Annotated in this window: 17 protein-coding genes, 2 pseudogenes and 1 riboswitch; of the genes and pseudogenes, 9 read left to right on the top strand and 10 right to left on the bottom strand. The window is 62.8% G+C overall.

Annotated features, from left to right (window positions below; genetic code table 11):
• Nucleotides 1-12: 12 nt before the first annotated feature.
• From H2O14_RS20650 to H2O14_RS20640, 3 genes are all read right to left on the bottom strand, one after another.
• The gene (locus H2O14_RS20650; protein WP_182829127.1) at nt 13-1,278 is read right to left on the bottom strand and encodes a diguanylate cyclase; all 1,266 of its coding nucleotides are present in this window, start codon (nt 1,276-1,278) and stop codon (nt 13-15) included.
• Nucleotides 1,279-1,661: 383 nt separating this feature from the next.
• Nucleotides 1,662-2,492 carry a response regulator gene (locus H2O14_RS20645; RefSeq protein WP_182829126.1) on the bottom strand — a complete coding sequence of 277 codons (831 nt, stop codon included), beginning with the start codon at nt 2,490-2,492 and terminating at the stop codon, nt 1,662-1,664.
• 335 nt (nt 2,493-2,827) lie between these two features.
• The gene (locus H2O14_RS20640; RefSeq protein ID WP_182829125.1) at nt 2,828-3,229 is read right to left on the bottom strand and encodes a VOC family protein; all 402 of its coding nucleotides are present in this window, start codon (nt 3,227-3,229) and stop codon (nt 2,828-2,830) included.
• Nucleotides 3,230-3,316: 87 nt separating this feature from the next.
• Here H2O14_RS20640 and H2O14_RS20635 point away from each other — a divergent pair, with 87 nt between their 5' ends.
• Complete coding sequence (locus tag H2O14_RS20635) at nt 3,317-4,024, top strand: YafY family protein (RefSeq protein ID WP_182829124.1); 708 nt, start codon at nt 3,317-3,319, stop codon at nt 4,022-4,024.
• A gap of 291 nt (nt 4,025-4,315) precedes the next feature.
• Here the strand turns inward: H2O14_RS20635 and H2O14_RS20630 are convergent, their stop codons facing one another.
• On the bottom strand, nt 4,316-6,877 hold the full coding sequence (locus H2O14_RS20630; protein WP_182829123.1) for an FAD-dependent oxidoreductase: 2,562 nt from the start codon (nt 6,875-6,877) through the stop codon (nt 4,316-4,318).
• 299 nt (nt 6,878-7,176) lie between these two features.
• Between H2O14_RS20630 and H2O14_RS20625 the strand changes: the two genes are divergently transcribed.
• A complete protein-coding gene (locus H2O14_RS20625; RefSeq protein WP_312858640.1) occupies nt 7,177-7,407 on the top strand; it encodes a hypothetical protein in 231 nt (76 codons plus the stop codon).
• A 30-nt stretch (nt 7,408-7,437) separates the two neighbouring features.
• Here H2O14_RS20625 and H2O14_RS20620 read toward each other — a convergent pair whose 3' ends face one another.
• Both H2O14_RS20620 and H2O14_RS20615 read right to left on the bottom strand, forming a co-directional pair.
• Nucleotides 7,438-7,932, bottom strand: coding sequence for a hypothetical protein (locus H2O14_RS20620; RefSeq protein WP_182829121.1), 495 nt, complete (start codon nt 7,930-7,932; stop codon nt 7,438-7,440).
• Nucleotides 7,933-8,011: 79 nt separating this feature from the next.
• Entirely contained in the window at nt 8,012-8,782 is a 771-nt protein-coding gene (locus tag H2O14_RS20615; protein WP_182829120.1) for a helix-turn-helix transcriptional regulator, read from the bottom strand.
• 85 nt (nt 8,783-8,867) lie between these two features.
• Between H2O14_RS20615 and H2O14_RS20610 the strand changes: the two genes are divergently transcribed.
• Nucleotides 8,868-9,632 (top strand): class I SAM-dependent methyltransferase, encoded by a 765-nt coding sequence (locus H2O14_RS20610; protein ID WP_182829119.1) that lies wholly within the window; start codon nt 8,868-8,870, stop codon nt 9,630-9,632.
• A gap of 14 nt (nt 9,633-9,646) precedes the next feature.
• Here H2O14_RS20610 and H2O14_RS20605 read toward each other — a convergent pair.
• A pseudogene (locus H2O14_RS20605) lies at nt 9,647-10,650 on the bottom strand (inorganic phosphate transporter).
• On the bottom strand, nt 10,650-11,294 hold the full coding sequence (locus tag H2O14_RS20600; RefSeq protein WP_182829118.1) for a DUF47 domain-containing protein: 645 nt from the start codon (nt 11,292-11,294) through the stop codon (nt 10,650-10,652). Before H2O14_RS20600 ends, H2O14_RS20605 begins: the two are co-directional and overlap by 1 nt.
• 169 nt (nt 11,295-11,463) lie before the next feature.
• On the opposite strand from H2O14_RS20600, the gene H2O14_RS20595 reads away from it, so the two are divergent.
• Nucleotides 11,464-11,664 carry a hypothetical protein gene (locus H2O14_RS20595; protein ID WP_182829117.1) on the top strand — a complete coding sequence of 67 codons (201 nt, stop codon included), beginning with the start codon at nt 11,464-11,466 and terminating at the stop codon, nt 11,662-11,664.
• Here H2O14_RS20595 and H2O14_RS20590 read toward each other — a convergent pair whose 3' ends face one another.
• Both H2O14_RS20590 and H2O14_RS28550 read right to left on the bottom strand, forming a co-directional pair.
• On the bottom strand, nt 11,665-12,087 hold the full coding sequence (locus H2O14_RS20590) for a cupin domain-containing protein (protein ID WP_182829116.1): 423 nt from the start codon (nt 12,085-12,087) through the stop codon (nt 11,665-11,667).
• A 127-nt stretch (nt 12,088-12,214) separates the two neighbouring features.
• A complete protein-coding gene (locus H2O14_RS28550; protein WP_182829115.1) occupies nt 12,215-13,534 on the bottom strand; it encodes a M10 family metallopeptidase C-terminal domain-containing protein in 1,320 nt (439 codons plus the stop codon).
• A 153-nt stretch (nt 13,535-13,687) separates the two neighbouring features.
• Nucleotides 13,688-13,902, top strand: a riboswitch (cobalamin riboswitch).
• Nucleotides 13,903-14,025: 123 nt separating this feature from the next.
• On the opposite strand from H2O14_RS28550, the gene H2O14_RS20580 reads away from it, so the two are divergent.
• The 5 genes and pseudogenes from H2O14_RS20580 to H2O14_RS29000 all read left to right on the top strand — a co-directional run bounded on the left by H2O14_RS20580 (nt 14,026) and on the right by H2O14_RS29000 (nt 19,856).
• Entirely contained in the window at nt 14,026-14,835 is an 810-nt protein-coding gene (locus H2O14_RS20580) for an ABC transporter ATP-binding protein (protein ID WP_182829114.1), read from the top strand.
• Nucleotides 14,836-14,849: 14 nt separating this feature from the next.
• Nucleotides 14,850-15,781: pseudogene (locus H2O14_RS20575) on the top strand (ABC transporter substrate-binding protein).
• 334 nt (nt 15,782-16,115) lie between these two features.
• Nucleotides 16,116-17,129: an iron ABC transporter permease gene (locus H2O14_RS20570; RefSeq protein WP_182829113.1), complete on the top strand. Its 1,014-nt coding sequence runs from the start codon at nt 16,116-16,118 to the stop codon at nt 17,127-17,129.
• 91 nt (nt 17,130-17,220) lie between these two features.
• A complete protein-coding gene (locus H2O14_RS20565) occupies nt 17,221-17,373 on the top strand; it encodes a hypothetical protein (RefSeq protein ID WP_210275484.1) in 153 nt (50 codons plus the stop codon).
• Complete coding sequence (locus H2O14_RS29000) at nt 17,370-19,856, top strand: mechanosensitive ion channel family protein (protein ID WP_182829111.1); 2,487 nt, start codon at nt 17,370-17,372, stop codon at nt 19,854-19,856. The genes H2O14_RS20565 and H2O14_RS29000 overlap by 4 nt, the downstream gene beginning before the upstream one ends.
• Nucleotides 19,857-19,893: the final 37 nt, after the last annotated feature.

Here is a 19,893-nt window from a genome sequence, read left to right as displayed (position 1 = left end):
GACGTTCGAGCGTCAGGCCGCCGCCATGCGGGCGACCTGATAGTCCGAGAACACACGATTGCGGCCGGAATTCTTGGCGAGATAAAGATACTGGTCGGCGGCGTTCAAATAGTTGTCGAAGCTTTCCTCGTCGCTGATCGCCGCCAGTCCCATCGAGACGGTGACGGAAATTTCCTCGTCGCCGACCACGATGCGGATATCGCCGATATCCTGGCGCAGCTTCTCGCAGGAGGCGAGCGCCTGTTCGATGTCGAGCCCGACGAACAGCACGCCGAATTCCTCGCCGCCGAGCCGCGCCGCGATATGCGTCGAGTTGGCGACATGTTGCACCAGGCGCTTTGCCACCGACTTCAGCACCACGTCGCCGATCTCATGCCCATAGGTGTCGTTGAGCCGCTTGAAGTGATCGATGTCGAGCAGGCCCATGGCGAGCGCCTGCCCCTGGCGCAGCCCCGTTTCGACCATCTTCGGTCCGAGCTCATAAAAATACCTGCGATTGTAGAGATCGGTGAGGTAGTCGCGCGACGCCATGCGCCGCAGCGCGTGAATATGCGCCTGCATCGCCAGCATGTGATCGATGCGGCCGAGCAACTCGGACGTCACGACCGGCAGATGAACGAAGTCGTCTCCACCGGCGCGAAAGAACTCCGCAACATCGCCGTCGCGTTGACGGGTGGAAAAGCCGATGATCCGCAGCCGATCCTGCGGATAGCGCTGCTGGACGCGGTCGATGAAGGCGGCGCATGCGCCCATGCCGACATCCGCATCGATCAGCGCCAGTTGCACCCCGTCGGAATGATCGAGGATGCGCATGACTTCGCTCTCGCGCGACGCGACGGTGAACGGATGCGCTCCACCCTCGAGGTTCTCGATCAATGGCGAACGCGACCCGCGCTGATCATAGACCAGGATGGAAGCGGATGCATAGGACAGGAACCGCTCGACGGCGCGGACGAGGAGATCGATGGAGCCCGAGGAGCATTTCGGAACATAATCCACCACCTCGCGGGCAAGCAACTCGTCGCGTTTGCGGTCGCTGGAGATGCCGCTGAACACGATCGAAGGGATGCCGCGGCTCATCACGAAATCCAGCGCCTCGCCATTGGCGGCGTCGGCCTGGCAGAGGTCGAGGATCGCGAGGTCGAAGGCGTCGCCCTCGGCCTCGATCAACCGCATGACGCCGGCGAGCGTCGGGCTGTGATGAACATCGCTGTTCAGCCGCCGCTCCAGCCGATCGCGGATGGCGGTGGAATAAAAGCGCGTGTCTTCGACGAGCAAGATACGGCCTGACCGCTTCGCTGCCGCACTTCCGGCGCTTCGTGTCGGATCCCACAACAATGACAGGGCCCACCCCTCAAACAACGAAAACATCGATCGCAGCGGCGATCGGTGGGGCCGAGCGGATCTACATCCGATAATTGCAACCCCTGCTCATGTGATTAAAATATGGGGGTCACCTCTTAACGCAACGTAAAGCAGCTGTCGGGCCCTTGGGGAAATTCGGGATATTCGCGAAATGCCACCAAAAATGATCAGGCGAGACACATCCTATGAGGGAAGCATGAACACGCGGCGGCCTTGAATTTATATTCATATCAGCTGATGGAAAAGACGGCGTCCGAACATCGAATTCGCCCGGCCGCCGCAGTCGATTTCCGCGCTCAGGCGCGCTTCTGGCGATCCAGCATGAACTTCATCTGCGCCAGCGTATCGAGGTTCTGGTTGACGCGGCAATAGAATTCCTCGTCGATGAACGGACGCAGCATGAAATCGTTGCCGCCGGCCTTGAGGAACCGCGCCGACAAGAGCCGGTCGGTGGACGACGACACGCCGATGATGCGGATCTCGTTCGAACCGATATGGGAGCGGATGCGCCGGGTCAGTTCGAAGCCGTCTATATCGGGCATGTTGTAATCGGTGATCACCAGGTTGATGTCGCGATTGGATTTGAGGATTTCCAGCGCCTTCTGGCCGCTGTCGGCGACGCTGACCTTGAAGTTGTAGCGCTTCAGGCGCGTCGTCAGAAGCGCCCGCGCCGTCTGGCTGTCGTCGACGATCAGCACATGGTGGTGGTGATTGGTCAGGAAACGGCAGGCGGCTTCGACCAGCATGTCGACGGCGAAGACGCTGTCCTTCAGGATGTAGTCGACGATCTGGTTGGCGAGCAGCTTGTCGCGCGTGGCGTCCTGCAGCGTGCCGGTGAACACGATGGTGGGAATGCCGACATCGACGAGATAGTTCAGCGCCTCGCCCTTCTCCGCCCCCGGCAGGTTCATATTCGAGATCGCCAGCAGGATTTCCTCATCCGACGTCTCATTGGCCTTCTGCATCTCCTCGAAGTCGCGGCAGATCTCGACATCGATCTCAAGCAGTTCCTTCATCCGCTGCTTGATCATCGAGGTGAACACCGCCGAGTCCTCGGCGACGATCACGCGGCTGCCCTTCAACGACACGCCGGAATAGTGCATTCCGGAAACACCCAGGAAATCCATAAAAGCCCCTTGTCTGGATAGCGCCCCTCTAAAACCGTTTAACAGCAAGCTTTTGACATTCGGTTAAGCAACGGCTCATCGGCGTCGAGCAAGGATGCTGAATGGACAAGACGTGGGCGTGGCGTGGATTTAACGTTACCGGCAGGTTAGCGGAGGCCGCGCAGCGGTAGACGATGGAAGACGCGCGTCCTGGGTCCGGCCGCTCGCGCAGCGACCGCCCCTCACCAACGCTGCTCGCCTTCCCGTTCCTCGTTCGCCAGGGTCGAAAACGTCAACCCGATCGCCTCGGCCATGAAACGTGTTGGCGCCGCACATCAAACAGCCGCGACAGCCGATCAGCGACCGCTGAAGCGGCGTTTCGCCGCCTCGGTGACCGGTGTATAAAGGGCGACGCGTGTGCCCTCGGGGTCGGAGAACTGAACCGTGCGATTACCCCACGGCAAATCCTTTGGCTCGTGCACCACCTCGACATGATCTTTAAGCCGCGCGAATTCGGCATCGACGTCTGACACCATGAACTCGAGAATGGCGGTCTTGTTGGCGCTCGGCTCCGCACTGCCCTCCTTGAACAGTGTGACCGTCTCCGCGCTGCCTATTGCCAAAGCGGCGCCACCAGGCGTCACGATTTCGGCGAAGACCGGCGCAAGCCAGTCGGCGCGGACGCGTGTCACCAACTCGTAGAAGGCCACCATCTGTTTGATGTCGGCGGCGACGAGACGGGTGGAAGCAAATCTCATGATATTCTCCTGCAATCGGCCGAGTTCTTTCTCTGCATTTGTGACACAGTCCTGCTGCCAGCGTTGTGGCAGCAGGAGTCAGCAGTTATGCGAAAAGCGGAACGCCTCTTTCAGATCATCCAGATACTCCGCAGATCGAGCCGCCCCGTCACCTCGGCGCATCTTGCGGATGAACTCGAGGTCGCGCGCCGAACCATCTATCGTGACATCGCGCATCTGATTGGCCAACGCGTTCCCATCGACGGGGAGGCGGGGTTCGGTTACGTCCTCGACAAGCAATTCGACATGCCGCCACTTATGCTGACGCCTGATGAAATCGAGGCCGTCTTGCTCGGGGTCCAATTGGTGGCGAAGCTGGGGGATGCCGCAATCACCAATGCCGCCAGGGATGTCGTCGCCAAGATCGCCTCCACGATATCGAGCGATCTCCTTCCCCTCATCGCCGAACCCGCAGTCGGCCTGAAGCCAAGCGAGGCCCTTAAAGACGCAATGTTCGATAGCCGTCCAACCAGGCGGGCGATCAGGGAAGGCCGAAAGATACAAATCGACTATTGCGCCGTTGGTGGCGAGGTAACTCGCCGTATCATTTGGCCCGTGCTTCTCGGCTATGAGGACGGGCGTTCGCTGTTGATTGCGTGGTGCGAATTAAAACAGGCGTTCCGCCATTTCCGCACCGAGCGCATCGTCGATCTTGAGGTTCTCGACGACGACATCGGCGTTCCCAAGCATAAGCTGAGACAGCAATGGCTCGACTGGCGTGAAATCGAACTTTCCCGTTCGCACGTCACTCCATGAGCCGGTGGGCCGACAGTAGATTTCAGGCGTCGTCCGCCCCGCTCCGATAAATTCCACTCCGTCAGCTTGTCGACCCGGATCACTGCTTGTCGCCCTCGACATTGACGGCGAGCCGGGCGGTCGGGCAGGCCGGCGGCTCGACGGCATCGAGTTTGCAGATCTCGATGGGAAACGCATTGAAACCCTACGTCCCACGGGTTGGGTCGCCCGCAAACCGACCCAGCTCAATTGCAGAAAACCCGCCGGTCTTCCGACCGGCGGGCTCAAATCTCACCAAACCTCTGACGCCTTTTACGTGCGCGGCTTCAGGTTTTCCGGGTCATACAGCGGCTTGTAGCCCACCGCCGCCACTTCCACCGGATAGGTCTCGGCAAAATATTCGACATTCAGCTTGCGGCCGACCTGGCAGTAGTCCCAGGGCAGATAGGCCAGCGCAATGTTCTTGCCGAGCGTCGGGCCGAAGGCGATCGAGGTGGTGTAGGAGCGGCGACCGAGTTCGTCCACCAGTACGGCGCCGGTTTCAGGGTCCATGACCGGCAGCGTGCCGAACGGGTAGCGGGCCACGCCCGAGGCGTCGACATTGTCGGTCATCACCAGCGTGCAGAGCATCGCTGGCTGATGCGCGCGGGCCTTGTATTCGAGATGCTTGGCCTTGCCGCGGAAATCGGCTTCCTTCACCTTCGGACGAGCCAGATCGGCTTCGATCAGGTTGTACTGCGTCAGGAGGTCGGCGTTCTGCAAGCGCAGGCTCTTTTCCATGCGGCGGGAATTGGCGTAGGTTTCCACGCCGAAGGCCATGACGCCGGTGGAGCGCAGCGCATCCCAGACCGCCAGGCCATCCTCATACTTCATATGCAGTTCCCAGCCCTGCTCGCCGACATAGGAGATGCGGAAGGCGGTGACATGCTTGCCGGCGATCTCGATCGGCTTGATGGCGGCGAAGGCGAAGTTTTCGACGTCGAGACCAGCGGGATCGGCCACCACCTTCTTCAGCGTGTCGCGGGCGTTGGGGCCCCAGATGCCGATGGTGATGAACTTCTCGCTGACATCGGTGATGGTCACGTCGAGACCGCGATCTTCGGCGACGCGCTTCATATAGTGGAAGTCGCGCGGGCCGGCGTCGGCGCCGTTCACCAGGCGGCAGCGGTCGGCCATGCGGAACACGGTGAAGTCGGCCCGCACCATGCCCTCGTCATCGAGGAAGTGGGTATAGACGCCCTTGCCGATATTGGCGTCGCCGCCGATCTTCGCGGCGCAGAGCCATTCCATCAGCTCGACATGATCAGGGCCTTCGATGTCGACCATATGGAAATGGCTGAGATTGACGATTCCGCAATCCTCGCTCATCGCCAGATGTTCGGCGTTGGAGACGCGCCAGAAATGGCGGTTGTCCCATTCGTTGGCGCGCACCGGCACGCGGTCGGCGTATTTTTCCAGGAGATGCTCATTGGCCTTGTAGCCATGGGCGCGCTCCCAGCCGCCGAGCTCCATGAAGTGGCCGCCGAGTTCGACTTCGCGCTCATACATCGGCGAGCGCTTGGCGTTGCGGCTGGTGGCGTAGGGCTCGCGCGGATGCACGGCCGGGAAATAGATCTTCTGAGCCGCTTCGAAGCAGCGGTTGGCGATGAACTCTTCCGTCAGCTGGTGCGGATAGAAACGGGCGTAGTCGATCGAGTTGTGGTCGATCTCGGTGCGGCCGTCGGTCATCCAGTCGGCGATCAGCTTGCCGTAGCCGGGGCCGTCCTTGACCCAGATCGCGACGCAATACCACAGGCCGCGCACCTTCTGGCTCTCGCCGCAGGACGGGCCGCCGGCGGCCGACACCTGCAGGAGGCCGTTGAAGGAGTGGCTTTCGTTATAGCCCAGTTCGCCGAGGATCGGCGTCAGCTCCATCGCGCGCTCGAGCGGCTCGATGATCTGCTCCATTTCCAGGTCGCGCTGCGAGGGCGACAGGCGCGCCTCGTGCTTTTCGAGCAGCTCGCGCGGATGGCACATGCGCGGATTGGTGGTCTCGTAATAGCCCCACTCGATCTGGCCGCCTTCGGTGGTCTTGGGATCGCCGGTGTCGCGCATATAGGCGGAGTTGCCCTGGTCGCGCAGCAGCGGATAGCCGATTTCCTTGCCGGTGCCTTCGAACTCGTTATAGGGGCCGAAGAAGGTCAGCGGATGGTCGACCGGCATCACCGGCAGGTCTTCGCCGACCATTTCGGCGATCAGGCGGCCCCAGAGGCCGGCGCAGACGATGACGTGATCGGCCATGATCGTGCCGCGATGGGTGACGACGCCCTTGATGCGGCCGTTCTCGACGATCAGCGATTTCGCCGGCGTATTGGAGAACACCGAGAGCTTGCCCGTCTTTTCGGCCGCGTCGATCAGCTTGCCGGCGACGGTCTGCGAACGCGGCACCACGAGGCCGGCGTCGGGGTCGAACATGCCGCCCATCACCTGATCTTCCTCGATCAGCGGGAAGAGTTTCTTGATTTCGGCGGGGCTGACATAATGGGCGCGGGTGCCGAAGGCCTTGGCGGAGGACAGCTTGCGCTTGATCTCTTCCATCCAGGTCTCGTCGCCGGTGCGGGCGACTTCGAGACCGCCGATCCGGGCGTAATGGCCCATCTTCTCGTAGAAATCGATCGAATACTGCGTCGTCCAGACCGACAGATAGTCATGGCTGGTGGTGTAGCAGAAATCCGACGCATGCGCGGTGGAGCCGATATCGGTGGGGATGCCGGACTTGTCGATGCCGACGATGTCGTCCCAGCCGCGCTCGATGAGATGGTGGGCGATGGAGGCCCCCACGATGCCGCCCAACCCGATGATGACGACTTTTGCCTTTTGCGGAAACTCTGCCATGTGCATGCAACCCCGATTGTTGTTGGCGGGGATTTTACGGGGTCAGGCGACGTCGTTAAAGCCTGAATGCGACATTCTACCCAAACTGCACGACTGAGGGAAAATCTCTTGTGCACGAGGCGCGCCTGAGGGCGTCGGGATATGGGGGATGGGTGTCGCGGGGAGGAAAGGATTTTGCGACACCCTCTCGCCAGCACAACTTGCATACGGCGCCCGCTTCGGCAATATTTCGCTTATGATGAATGACAATCACGACCCAAAACGGCGCCCACATCGACCTCGATCGCCACGAAGCCCTCGTGCTGTTCGAACTGCTTTCACGCTGGTCGGGCGCGGCGCCGCCTTCGACGCCACCCGCTGCTTGTTTTGAAAGCGGCGCGGAGCGAGCCGTCTTGGACGTCCTGCTGTGCTCGTTGGAAAAACAGCTCGTGGCGCCTTTTGGCGCTGACTACGAGAACAATCTCGACATGGCGCGAAGCGAGATTTGCGCCAAGAGCGGCTATTCGCCGGAGACGCACGGTCTCGATTAACCCAAGCCAGCGTCCAAAGACTTTCTTACCCTAAACATCATAGTCAAAGCCCAACCTCGGCATTCGCCCCATCATGAGAACCGGCCTCCCGAATTCGCTGAAGAGGAGCGTCGTATCGGAATTCTTGTACTGCCACCAAAACGCTTCGTCGCCATCATCGACGGTTTCCATCAACTCAAGCGAATGCGCCCCCGTGAAGCGAGCCAGAATTTTCTCTTTCTTGAACCGCGAGAACCGTTTCCCATCCGCAAACGCCGCTTCTTCCGTCGCGATATGATAAACGGTGAAATGGGGCTCATGACCCGGAAAAAGATAGAACGCATTCAAGAGACTGACATCAATCACTTTTCCCTGCTTGCTCAGGACAAGTTTAAGCGACGAATCTTCGCGTTCCGCCGAACATATCTTCCAGTCGAGAGCAGCTTCCAGGACCTGATCAGCCGTCATTCCGAGATAGAATGGATGAACGCCTTCGCCGAAAACGAGTTCGAAATCAGCTCGACCTTCTGTTTTTATTCCACGCATTTTCATCTTCCAAAGCCGCCAGCATCATGTGATCCCGGCATATTGCGACGAAGATGCCGGGCCGCAACCATTCTGCCCACTATTCCCTCACCAGCATCACCAGCTTGCAGTCCGGCCTGTCCGCCGGCCGAAACGTGAACTGCCGATAGCGCAGCAATCCGCGCATTGGATGCAGAAATCCCCGGTCGCCGCCTTCGCGGTCCATCACCGTCTGCGCCTTCCACAAAGCGGCGAAATCGACGCTTTCAGCGACCAGACGCTGCACCAGCGCCAGCATCGGCGGGTCGTTGAAGCTCGCGCCGAAATCGGCGCGGAATTCGGCGAGCGCGCGGGCGGCGCGGTCGGGCCAGTCGAGAATGAAGCGCCGCGCCGAGGGATCGAGGAAGATGTAACGCAATAGGTTATGGTCCCGCCCCTCCTCGAGCCAGCCGGAGAAGAGATCGGCGGCGGCGGCGTTCCAGGCGATGGCGTTCCAGAACCGGTCGAGACCATAGGCCGGATGCGGCAGCGCCTCGACCATTGCGGCCAGACTGTCCGGCGCCCGCTCGCTCGGCTCGGCCTGGGCATGATCGGGATCGCGGCGGCCGGCGAGCTCAAAAAGATAGGCGCGTTCGGCCCGCGTCAGCAGCAGCGCCTCGGCGAGCCGCGCCAAGGCCTGCGGCGAAGCCTGCGCATCGCGCCCCTGCTCGATCCAGGTCACCCAAGTGGCGGAGAGTTGGGCGCGCGCCGCCAGTTCCTCGCGCCTGAGCCCCGGCGTGCGCCGTCGCCCCAGGGGCGGATCGGGCGTCAGTCGTTCGCGATGGGCGCGGACGAAATCGCCCAGCAGTTTTCGTTGGTGGTCGCTGGTCATGGCAGATCTTATACCAGGATAAAGCCTCATCTTGTAACAGAATAAATGCCTGTCATAGTCGCCGGGTCAAGACAGGAGACAATCGATGCAAAAGAGCCACCAGACCCATGTCGAGGGGCAGTTCGGCCCGCGCGCCCAGGCCTATGTCGCCTCGAGCGTTCACGCCCAGGGCGCAGACCTCACTTACATCGCTGAGGTCGCCGCCGCGATCCGCCCTGCCCGCGCCATCGATCTCGGCTGCGGCGGCGGCCATGTCGCCTATCGGCTGGCCGAACATGCCGGCTCCGTCACCGCCTGCGATCTCTCCACTGAGATGCTGAAAGCCGTGTCGGAGACCGCCGCGGCGCGGGGGCTCAACAATATCGACACCGTCCGGGCGCCGGCGGAAAAGCTGCCTTTCGAGACTGCGACGTTCGACATGCTCGGCTGTCGCTTCACCGCCCATCACTGGCGCGACGCCAAAGCCGGTCTGCGCGAGGCTCGCCGCGTGCTGAAGAGGGGCGCGGCCGCCCTGTTCGTCGATGCCGTCGCCTCCGCCGATCCGCTCTATGACAGCCACTTGCAGGTGGTCGAGACGCTCCGCGACACCTCGCATGTCCGCGATTATTCGCTGGCCGAGTGGACCGTGATGCTGGAACAGGCGGGCTTCGAGGTCACCGGCGTCAGACGCTGGCGCATGCAGATGGAGTTTTCGAGCTGGATCGGCCGCATGGCGACGCCACCCGAACTGGTCGCAGCGATCCGCGCGGTGCAGGAGAGCGCGAGCGCCGATGTGAAAGCCTATTTCGAGATCGAGCCCGACGGCTCCTTCATGCTCGACATGGCGCTTCTGGAAGCGCGGGCGGCCTGAGCCGCCCGCCAACCTCAGCCGAACAATCCGCCGATCACGTAAAAGGCTGCGGAGATCGCCGCCGCCGCCGGCAGCGTCACGATCCAGGCGATGACGATATTGCCTGCCAGGCCCCAGCGCACGGCGGAAACGCGGCGGGCCGCCCCGACGCCGACGATCGCGCCGGTGATCGTGTGGGTGGTGGACACGGGAATGCCGAGCCAGGTGGCGCCGAACAGGGTCAGCGCGCCGCCGGTTTCGGCGCAGAAGCCCTGCATCGGGTTGAGCCTGGTGATCTTCGAGCCCATCGTGTGCACGATCTTCCAGCCGCCCATCAGCGTGCCCAAGGCCATGGCCGATTGGCAGGAAATCACCACCCAGAAGGGCACATGGAAGGTTCCGCCGAGATAGCCCTGCGAATAGAGCAGCACGGCGATGATGCCCATGGTCTTCTGCGCATCATTGCCGCCATGGCCGAGCGAATAAAGCGAGGCCGAGACGAATTGCGCGAAGCGGAAGGTCTTGTCGACTGCAAATGGCGTCTGGCGCACGAACAGCCAGGACACAAGAAGCACCAGCATGAGCGCCAGGAAAAAGCCGATCGCCGGCGACAGGAAGATCGCCCCCACCGTCTTCAACAGGCCGGTCAATACCAGCGCATCGCCGCCGGTCTTGGCGAGCCCGGCGCCGACGAGACCGCCGACCAGCGCATGCGAGGAGCTCGAAGGAATGCCGAACACCCAGGTCACCACATTCCAGATGATCGCGCCCATCAGCGCCGAGAAGATTACCAGCGGCGAGACGATCGAGGGTCGATGATGCCCTTGCCCAGCGTCTCGGCCACATGCAGGCCGAAGAACAGGAAGGCGATGAAATTGAAGAAGGCCGCCCAGAGCACCGCATATTGCGGCTTCAGCACGCGGGTCGAGACGATGGTAGCGATGGAATTGGCCGCGTCATGCAGACCGTTGAGGAAATCGAACAGCAGCGCGATTCCCACCAGCGCGATCAGAAGCGGCAGAGCGAGCGTCGCATCCATCAGACATTCTCGATCACGATGCCGCTGATCTCGTTGGCGACGTCTTCGAAGCGGTCGACGACCTTTTCGAGCTCGCTATAGATCTCGCTGCCGATCATATAGGCCATGGCGTTGCCCTGGCCATGCTTGCGAAACAGGTCCTTGAGTCCCTGGTCGTGCAGGTCGTCGGAGCGCCCCTCCACCCGCATCACCTCCTCGGCGATCGCTGTCAGGCGCGTGTGGTTGGGGCCGAGCCGGTCCAAGAGCGGAATGGCCTCCGCGCAGAGGCGGGCCGCCTCGACGATGGTGACGCCCATTTCCTTCATGCCCGGCTCGAAACTCTTCTGCTCGAACAGGCGAATGGTCTTCACCGTCTTCTGCATCATGTCGACGGCGTCGTCCATCGACTGGATCAGATCCTTGATGTCGCCGCGATCGAAGGGTGTGATGAAACTCTTGCGCACCGCCAGCAGCACCTCGCGGGTGATGTCGTCAGCTTCGTTTTCCAGCGCGACGATACGGTCGCAATGCGCCTCGAGATCGCCCTCGCCGGCCAGCAGCGCCCGCAATTCCTCCGCCGCCGCCATCACCACTTTCGAGTGGCGCTCGAACAGATCGAAGAAACGGTCCTCGCGCGGCATCAATTTCCTAAACAGACCCAGCATGTCACTTTCCATGGATTGTCATAAATCTGTCATAAAAGCCGGAGGCCGAAGCCGAAACACTGCCGGGGGCGTTAAGTTGCGCAAACGCGAGGTTATCCACCGGGGAACAAGGCGCGTGACGGGCCGTTGGGTTCAAAACAGCCTGCATCAGACAGAAAGGACTGCTATGATGAACCCCAAGCCCGTCGCCCAATCTCCCCGGGACGCCGCCCCGCAGATTGATCCATTGACCGGAAAGGCGATCCCGATCGCGCCTTCCGGCGAGTTGTCGGACCGTGAGATCGAGGACGGGGCCAAGGGAAAGGAAGATGCGGCGCGGATCGATCCCGACAGCCGCATCCCGCGCCCGCCGCAGCCGGATCTCGCCTGATCAGCCGGGCTCCCAGCCCGGCTCGGCCATGGTGAAGCCCGCGAAGTCGAAGCCGGGCGCGACGGTGCAGCCCACCAGCGTCCAGTCGCCCTGGCTCTCGGCGCTCTGCCATTCGTCCTTGCGCACCACGATTTGAGGATGCTGTCCCGCAAGCACGTTGGGGCCGAGCGTGGCGGCGCGGATCGTCTTTTCGTCGTTGGAGAGCCGCAAGGTCAGCGGCGCGCCGGCATAGTAGTGCCAGACCTCCACCGCATCGACCTTGTGCCAATGCGAGCGCTGCCCTGCTTCCAACAGGTGATAGATGCAGGTGGAGCAGGCTCTGCCGTCCCGCATCTCGCTATCCTTGAAGGTCTGCACATACCAGCCGCCTTCCGGATGCGGCTCGAGCTTCAAAGCGTGGATGATGTCGCGGGCGGTGGTCATGGGCTCTCCGTTGACGTAGCCGCTGGGCGGCGGCTCTTTGTTTCATCAACTTTATAGCCATCGCCGCGTAAGAAAGTCGACTATCCGCCCGGAAGTGGGAAGAGCGGTTGTCGCCACACTTTGCTGCTCAAACCAAAAAATCCGCGTCGGTCAGCCGAATCTTCCCGTCCAGCTTAAAGGTCAGATCGGCCCCGCCGTCACCATCCCGGTCCACCGTCACCAGCGTGTCGTCGCCCTTCCAACGCCAGCCGATTTCGGCGCCCTCGCCGGAAAAGCCGACGCCGCGGGCGAGAAGATCGTAGTCTCCATCCAGCGCCTTGGTCAGCGCAATCTGGTCTTCGCCTTTGGTGAAGTCGTCGATGAGATCAGACGCCTTGGCGGTGCTGTCCTTTGGGGTCGAGAAGACGAACAGATCGTCTCCCGCTCCTCCAGACAAACGATCGCGGCCGGCGCAGCCGACGAGAATGTCGTTTCCCGTCCCGCCATAGAGCGTGTCGGCGCCCGCGCGGCCGATCAGCATGTCGGCGTCGTTTGCGCTGCTGTCGGCGCTCGTTCCGTCGCCATAGACCGTCGTCATGCCCTTGTCGGCGGCGAGCAGTTCCTCGACCTCCGTTTTGGCCGACAGGCCGAAAGTCTTGAGCGCCGTCCGGATCGCCGGCGCGAGTTCTTCGGTGATGTCGCCGATCGTCTCGACGCCTTTCACCGAGGCCGCTTCGTTCGGATCGTAAGCCGCCTCGTAGCTCAGGATCTTCTCATGCCACTCGGCCAGCATCTGGCCCGTCTGAACCGCTTCCGAAAATGTCGCCTTGCCGTCCTTGTCATAGAGCCCGAAGAGATCGGCTTCGACATAGCGCCGGTTGGCGATGCCTTCGCCGGCGCTCGCGCCGCCATTGGAGTAATAGCGGATCTGGAACCAGGCTTCGGCGCGATCCCCCTCCTCGATCGCGGCCTTCAACCCGGAGCCCAGCAGGCCCGGATTGTTGTAAGCCAGCGAGAACAGCGCCATGCGCTCATCGGAGTCCGGAATGCCGGACAACCACTTGTCGACATAGCTGTCATAGGTCGGGGAAATCAGGTCGAGCGCTTCGGCGATCTGGTCGCTGCTGGCGAAGGCGAATGTTTTGGGAACATCGCTGTCGACCGACTTGCTCCACGCCGCCATCACCTTGTCGAGCGCAGAGATCAGTGTGGCGCTGGAGCCGTAAGAATAGGTCTTGTCCACCACGGCGTCGAGCTTCGACAGAAGTGTCTCGCTGTAATGTTCCTCCCCGACCATCGCCAGCAGCACCTTGTCGAGATTGGCGCGCAAGCTGAAGCCGATGCCGATCGTCGGCACGCCGACGATATCGACATACGGCTTGGTCGTCGCGCCCTCCAGCAACGTCAGCAACGCCGAGCGCTCGGCGGCGTAGTCGTCATGTTCGGCGATCGTGTTCCAGTTCAGCATGCGCGGCTCCTTCTCCCCTATTGTTAGCCGCAACCCGTAAACACCGCGTCGAAAACCATGGTGAACGATTGACAGTCAACGAATGTTATACCATTACAAAACGAGAGACGAAGCTGGATGTCGCGATCCGGCTTGCGCGATAAGAGAGTTGATGGCATGACAGAGAGGAATGGCGCTGTCGCCGCGAAAATGGGCGACGGCTTAATAGGGAACACGGTGAGGACGACCCCAAAGGGGCCGAAGCCGTGGCTGCCCCCGCAACTGTATGCGGCGAGCCTGTCTGCAACGAGCCACTGGCGAAAGCTGGGAAGGCGCAGACCGGCGAAGACCCGCAAGCCAGGAGACCTGCCATTCAGCGACAGTAACCACGGACGGGGTGTTCCGATGCGATTATCGAATGGCGGCCGGCGTCTCGCCGGTCATAACCTGATGCGTATGGCGGCGCCAATCCGCCTTCTCCACAAAACCGGGCGTCTGCCCGAGGCCGCGTCATGAACTGCGCGGTGGACGGTCTGGATCTCGAAGCCCGCGGCGTCAGCTTCGCCCCGCCGCGCGGCCCGAAACTCATCGCCGACATCTCCCTGCGAATTTCCGCCGGTGAACGTCTGGCGATCGTCGGCCCCAATGGCGCCGGCAAGACGACGCTCTTGCGCTGCCTATTTCGCGGCGCCCGGCCGAGCGAAGGCTCGGTGCTGCTCGGCGGCGAGGATATCTGGTCGATCCCGCAGCGCAACTTCGCCCGCAAGGTGGCGGTGGTGCTGCAGGAAAGCCCGGCGGCCTTCCCTTTCAGCGTGCGCGACATCGTCATGATGGGCCGCATCCCCTGGCGGCGGGGATTAAGCCGCTGGTCGGAGGAAGACCGCGCCAAGGTCCACCATGCGCTGGAGCATCTCGGCCTCGAAAACCTCGCCGAGCGGCAGTTTTCCACCCTGTCTGGCGGGGAAAAACAGCGTGTGCTGGTGGCCCGGGCGCTCGCCCAGGAGCCGCGGCTGTTGATCCTCGACGAGCCGTCGAACCATCTCGATATCCGCCACCAGCTCGACATCCTGCATCTGCTGGAAGGCTTGGGGGTCACGGTCATCGCCACGCTGCACGACATCAATCTCGCCGCCGGCTTCGCCTCGCGCGCCGCCATTCTCAACGGCGGACGGCTGACGGCCTTCGGCCCGCCCGAGACGGTGCTCACCGAAACAGCCATCGCCGGCGCTTTCGGCGTCGAGGCCGCAAAATTCCGCATCGGCGCCGAGGGCGCCGCGCGCTTCGCCTTTTCCCGTTCGTCCTATTCCGGAGCTTTCCTGTGAAAACCCTTTCTCTCATCGTCGGCGCAACCTTCTCGCTTTTCGCCACCGCCGCCTTCGCCGCCCCCGTCACGGTGAAGAGTTGCAACCGCGACGTCACCTTCGACGCCGCCCCCAGCCGCGCCATCTCCAACGACGTCAACCTCACCGAAATGATGCTGGTCCTGAAGCTGCAGGACCGCATGGTCGGCTATACCGGCGTGTCCGGCTGGAAGACGCTGGACGAGAAAATCCGCGACGGGGTCAAGGAATTGCCTGAACTGTCGCCGAAATATCCGACCAAGGAAGTGCTGCTCGGCGCCGACGCAGACTTCTATTTCGCCGGCTGGAACTACGGCATGAAGGTCGGCGGCGACGTGACGCCGGAGACGCTTCAGCCGCTCGGCATCAAGGTCTATGAGCTGACCGAAAGCTGCGTTCACATCATGAACAAGGCCAAGCCGACCATGGACGACATGTTCGTAGACCTCCTCAATATCGGCAAGATCTTCCGCGTCGAGGACCGCGCCGAAGCGCTGGTCGCGGGCTATCGCAAGGAGTTGGCCGAAATCGTCAAGGGCGTCGGCCCGATCGATCGTCCCACCCGCGTCTTCGTCTACGATTCCGGCGAGGAGAAGCCCTTCACCTCGGGCGAATACGGCATCCCCACCGCCATGATCGAAGCCGCCGGCGGCAAGAACATCATGGACGACGTCGAAAAAGCTGGACCGAAGTCTCCTGGGAGCCGGTGATCGAGCGCAATCCCGAGGTCGTGGTGATCGTCAATTACGGCGAAGTCACCGCCGAGCAGAAGATCGCCTTCATGAAGACCAACCCGGCCTTCAAGAATGTCGACGCGGTCAAGAATGATCGTTTCGTCGTGCTGGACTATGTCGAGGCGACGCCGGGTCCGCGCAACATCGCAGCGATCGCCCGGCTGGCCAAGGCGTTTCATCCGCGCAATATGTGATCAGCGCGCATTGAGCGGCGGCAACTTGGACGACTCGCTAGCGCTGCGGACCGGCCCCCATCTGCCCTGCCGGGCATCTCCCCTCAAGGGGAGATCGGCTGGGGCGCCGGTTTCCGCCGCATTGGGTGGCGTCGTTGCAGCAATTGTTGGCGTCAAGAAAGGGCGAGACCCAACCGCGCATCAATCTCCCCCTTGATGGGGAGATGTCCGGCAGGACAGAGGGGGTGGCCAAGATCCCCGACATCTCTAAAACGCAGGAACCGGGCGCGCCAAAACGCCTACCTACAAATCTTGCACGCAAAACTGAAACAAAAACAAGTAGCAACCGCTCTCCATGCCCCCTCTCCGCCTCCTCCTGATCACCGCGGCGCTCATCGGCCTTCTCTGCCTCACCATGATCATGGCGGTGTCGCTGGGCGCGGCCTCCATTCCCGCTCTCACCGTCTGGAAGATCGTGGCCAACAAGATTGCGCCCGATATGATTGCGGTCGACTGGTCGGCGGGACGGGAAAGCATCGTCTGGGATGTCAGGCTGCCGCGCGTCATTCTCGGCGGGCTGGTCGGCGCGGGGCTCGGTCTGACCGGCGCGGTGCTGCAGCCGCTGACCCGCAATCCGCTCGCCGATCCGCATCTGCTCGGCGTCTCCTCGGGCGCGGCGGTCGGCGCGGTGATCGCGTTGATCCATGTCGGCATGGTGCTGGGAGCGCTGACCGTGCCGGTCTTCGCCTTCGCCGGGGCGCTCGTGGCCATGATCACCGTTCCGATCGCCGCGCGCGTCGGCCACGCCAATGGCGCGGACAGGCTGGTTCTCGCTGGCGTCGCCGTCTCCTTCGTCTTTACCGCGCTCGCCAACCTGCTGGTTTTCCTCGGTGATCCCCGCGCGGCGCAATCGGTGACCTTCTGGATGCTCGGCGGCCTAGGCCTCGCCGAATGGCCGCATCTTCTCTATCCCGCCGTCACCCTCGCCGTCGCTCTCGCCTTCCTGCAGCCCAATGCCCGGGCGCTCAACGCCATCGCCATGGGCGACGAGACGGCGGCGACGCTGGGCGTGTCGGTACAGCCTTTCCGCATCGCGCTGTTCGTGGTTTCGGCGCTGCTCACCGGCGTGATGGTGGCCTTCTCAGGCGCGATCGGCTTTGTCGGCCTGATGGCCCCGCATTTCGTCCGCGCGCTCGCCGGGTCCGACAATGCCCGCGTTTTGCCGCTTTCGGCCTTTAGCGGCGGAGTCGCGCTGATCTGGGCCGATCTCGCCGCCCGCACCATCATGGCGCCGGAAGACATGCCGATCGGCGTGGTCACCGGGCTCGTGGGCGGGCTGGCTTTTCTCTGGATCATGCGCCGAAACTGATCCGCCGCTTGCCGCATCCGCCTTTTCCGTTAAGGAAAAGGACACCATGCGCGTGATCAGCGCGATTCCGGAACCACGCGACGAGACCGCCATGAAAAGATTGCCCTTTCTGTCCCTGTCCCTGTTCCTCGCCGCTGCGCTGACGGCCGCATATGGCGGCGCGGCGCTTGCGCAAACCGCGCCGCAGCCGGCTGCGACGAGCCAGCCCCGGCGGACGCGCCCTCGACCCAGCGCACGGTGGTGAAGACCGCGGTGGACACGCTGCGCGACGAGGTGCAGGCGAGCGTCAACAAGGCCGCCGGCGACTTGGAGGCCTTGCGCGGCAAGGCCACGCGATCCAGCGACGACGATTCCGCGCTGTCGCTGCTGAAGCTCGAAGCCGATGTGCTGGCCGAGGACATCGCCGGCTCCACCGCCGATCTCGAAGCGCGCTACGAGGTGGTGACCAAGCGGCTGGAAGAACTCGGACCTGCGCCGACGGACGGCAAGGCAGAGGACAAGGCCGTCACCGACGATCGCAAGCGCCTGCAGGACGAAAAGGCCTCGATGAGTTCGCTGCTGTCGGATGTCGATGCGCTGAAGACCGAGGTCGCCCGCGTCAGCGCCGATATCACCGAGCGCCGCCGCACGCTGTTCACCGACACCCTGTTCCGGCGGCTGCCGATCTCCAGCGACCTGCTCTCGGAAGCCTCGGCGGCAGCGACGACGCTGTCGGGGCAAGTGTTGTCCGCGACCACCAACTCGCTGGAATTCATGTGGAATTTCAAGCGCGGCGGCTTCCTCGGCGCAATTTTCGGCGCTCTGCTCGCCGCGATTCTCTTCATGTTGCCACTGAAGCGCAAGCTCGCGCCGCTGGCTCATCGCGATCCCGACGTCCTCGATCCGCCCTATTTCCGTCGGGTGTCGGCGGGCTTCCTGTCGCTGATCGTTCCGGCGGCGGCCACCGCCGCCTTCGTGCTGACCTGCCTGGTCATTCTCTACAATCTCAAGGTCCTGCGCGAGGATCTCTACGCCATCTTCGCCTCGTCTCTCTGGGCCATCGTCGGCGTCTATTTCATCTGGCGTCTCTCCCGGGCGATCTTCTCGCCGCTTAAGCCGCAATGGCGGCTGGTGGACCTGACCGATCGCGGCGCACGCTGGCTGGTGACCATCGGCATGATGCTCGCCGTCATCAATGCGCTGTCGTCGGTGCTGACCCAGACCTTCACCCAGTTCGGCGCGCCGGTGTCGCTCAGCATCGTCAAGGGCATCGCCTCGGCGCTGCTGATCGGCGGCACGCTGATCGTCGCCTCCTTCATCAAGCCGCGCCTGCCGCTGGAAGACGGTAGGCCGAGCCGGGCTTGGCCGATCTATGTCCGGATCCTGCTTTTGGCCACCGGCGTCGGCCTCATCGTCACGGCGCTGTCGGGCTATATCGGCCTGGCGCAATTCGTCTCCAGCCAGGTGATCGTCACCTCCACCATCATGGTGACGATGTATATCGGCTTCTCCGCCGCCCACGCCATTTCCGAAAGCGGCGCCTTCGCCCAGACCAATATGGGCGCGGCCATCGCCCGGAGGCACAATCTCGACGAGATCCGCATCGACCAGGTCGGCCTGGTGGTCGGGCTCGTCGGCTATGGGCTGGTGGTGCTGGTCGGCGTGCCCCTGATCCTGTCGCAATGGGGCTTCCGCGCCGCCGACATCCTCGGCATGTTCGTGGAACTGTTCACCGAAATCCATATCGGCAATATCAGCATATCCTTGCTCGGCATCTTCGCCGGCGTGCTGGTGTTCTTCGCCGGCCTGTTCGGGGCCCGATGGTTCCAGCGCTGGCTGGACGGCAATGTGCTGGCGCGCTCGCAGATCGATGTCGGGGCGCGCAACTCGGTCAACACCGCGCTTGGTTACGCCGGCGTGGTGATCGCCGCCGTCATCGGCATATCGGCCGCCGGCATCGATCTCTCGAGCCTCGCGCTGATCGCCTCGGCGCTGTCCCTCGGCATCGGCTTCGGCCTGCAGACCATCGTGCAGAATTTCGTCTCCGGCCTGATCCTGCTCGCCGAACGGCCGTTCCGGGTCGGCGACTGGATCGTCAACGGCACCGTCGAAGGCTTCGTGCGCCGCATTTCGGTGCGCGCCACCGAGATCGAGACGTTTCGCAACCAGTCGGTCATCGTGCCGAACTCCCAGCTCATCAACGCCGCCGTTGGCAACTGGACGCTGCGCAACAAGCTGGCGCGCTCGGAAATCCCGGTGACCGTCGCCTATGGTTCGGATCCACGCAAGGTGATGGATATCCTGCTGGAGGTCGCCCGCAGCCAGCCGCTGGTGCTGACCATGCCCGAACCGCATGTGGAATTCGTCCGCTATGGCGATGCCGGCCTCGATTTCGAACTGCGTTTCTATCTCGCCGATCTCTTCACCGGCATGGGCGTGCGCAACGCCATCCGCATAGAACTTCTCGAACGCTTCAAGGAGGAAGGCGTGGAGCTGCCGGTTCCCCGCCAGATTCTCACCATCGGCCGCGAGCCCGGCCTGTCCAACGCCGAGCTGGCCGAGGCGCTGCGCGGCGAAGGCATGACGGATGATGAGGCCCGGGCGCTGGCCCGCGCCCGCGACGGCGTGCGCAAGCGCGCCGAAGACGCGGCCCGCGACATCGACCAGGTCGCCGGCGCCCGCCACAGCCACCACAATCACCGGGACGACGATGCGGAGGATGACGACGGCGACGACGACGGGCGTTAAGGGTCCGGAAACCGGTTCTTTTCAGGTCGAGGCGAAT

This window comes from Rhizobium sp. G21, from assembly GCF_014158035.1.
GTDB lineage: Bacteria > Pseudomonadota > Alphaproteobacteria > Rhizobiales > Rhizobiaceae > Rhizobium_E.
The sequence above is the reverse complement of the archived record's forward strand: the minus strand, read 5'-3'. Positions and strand labels throughout refer to the sequence as shown.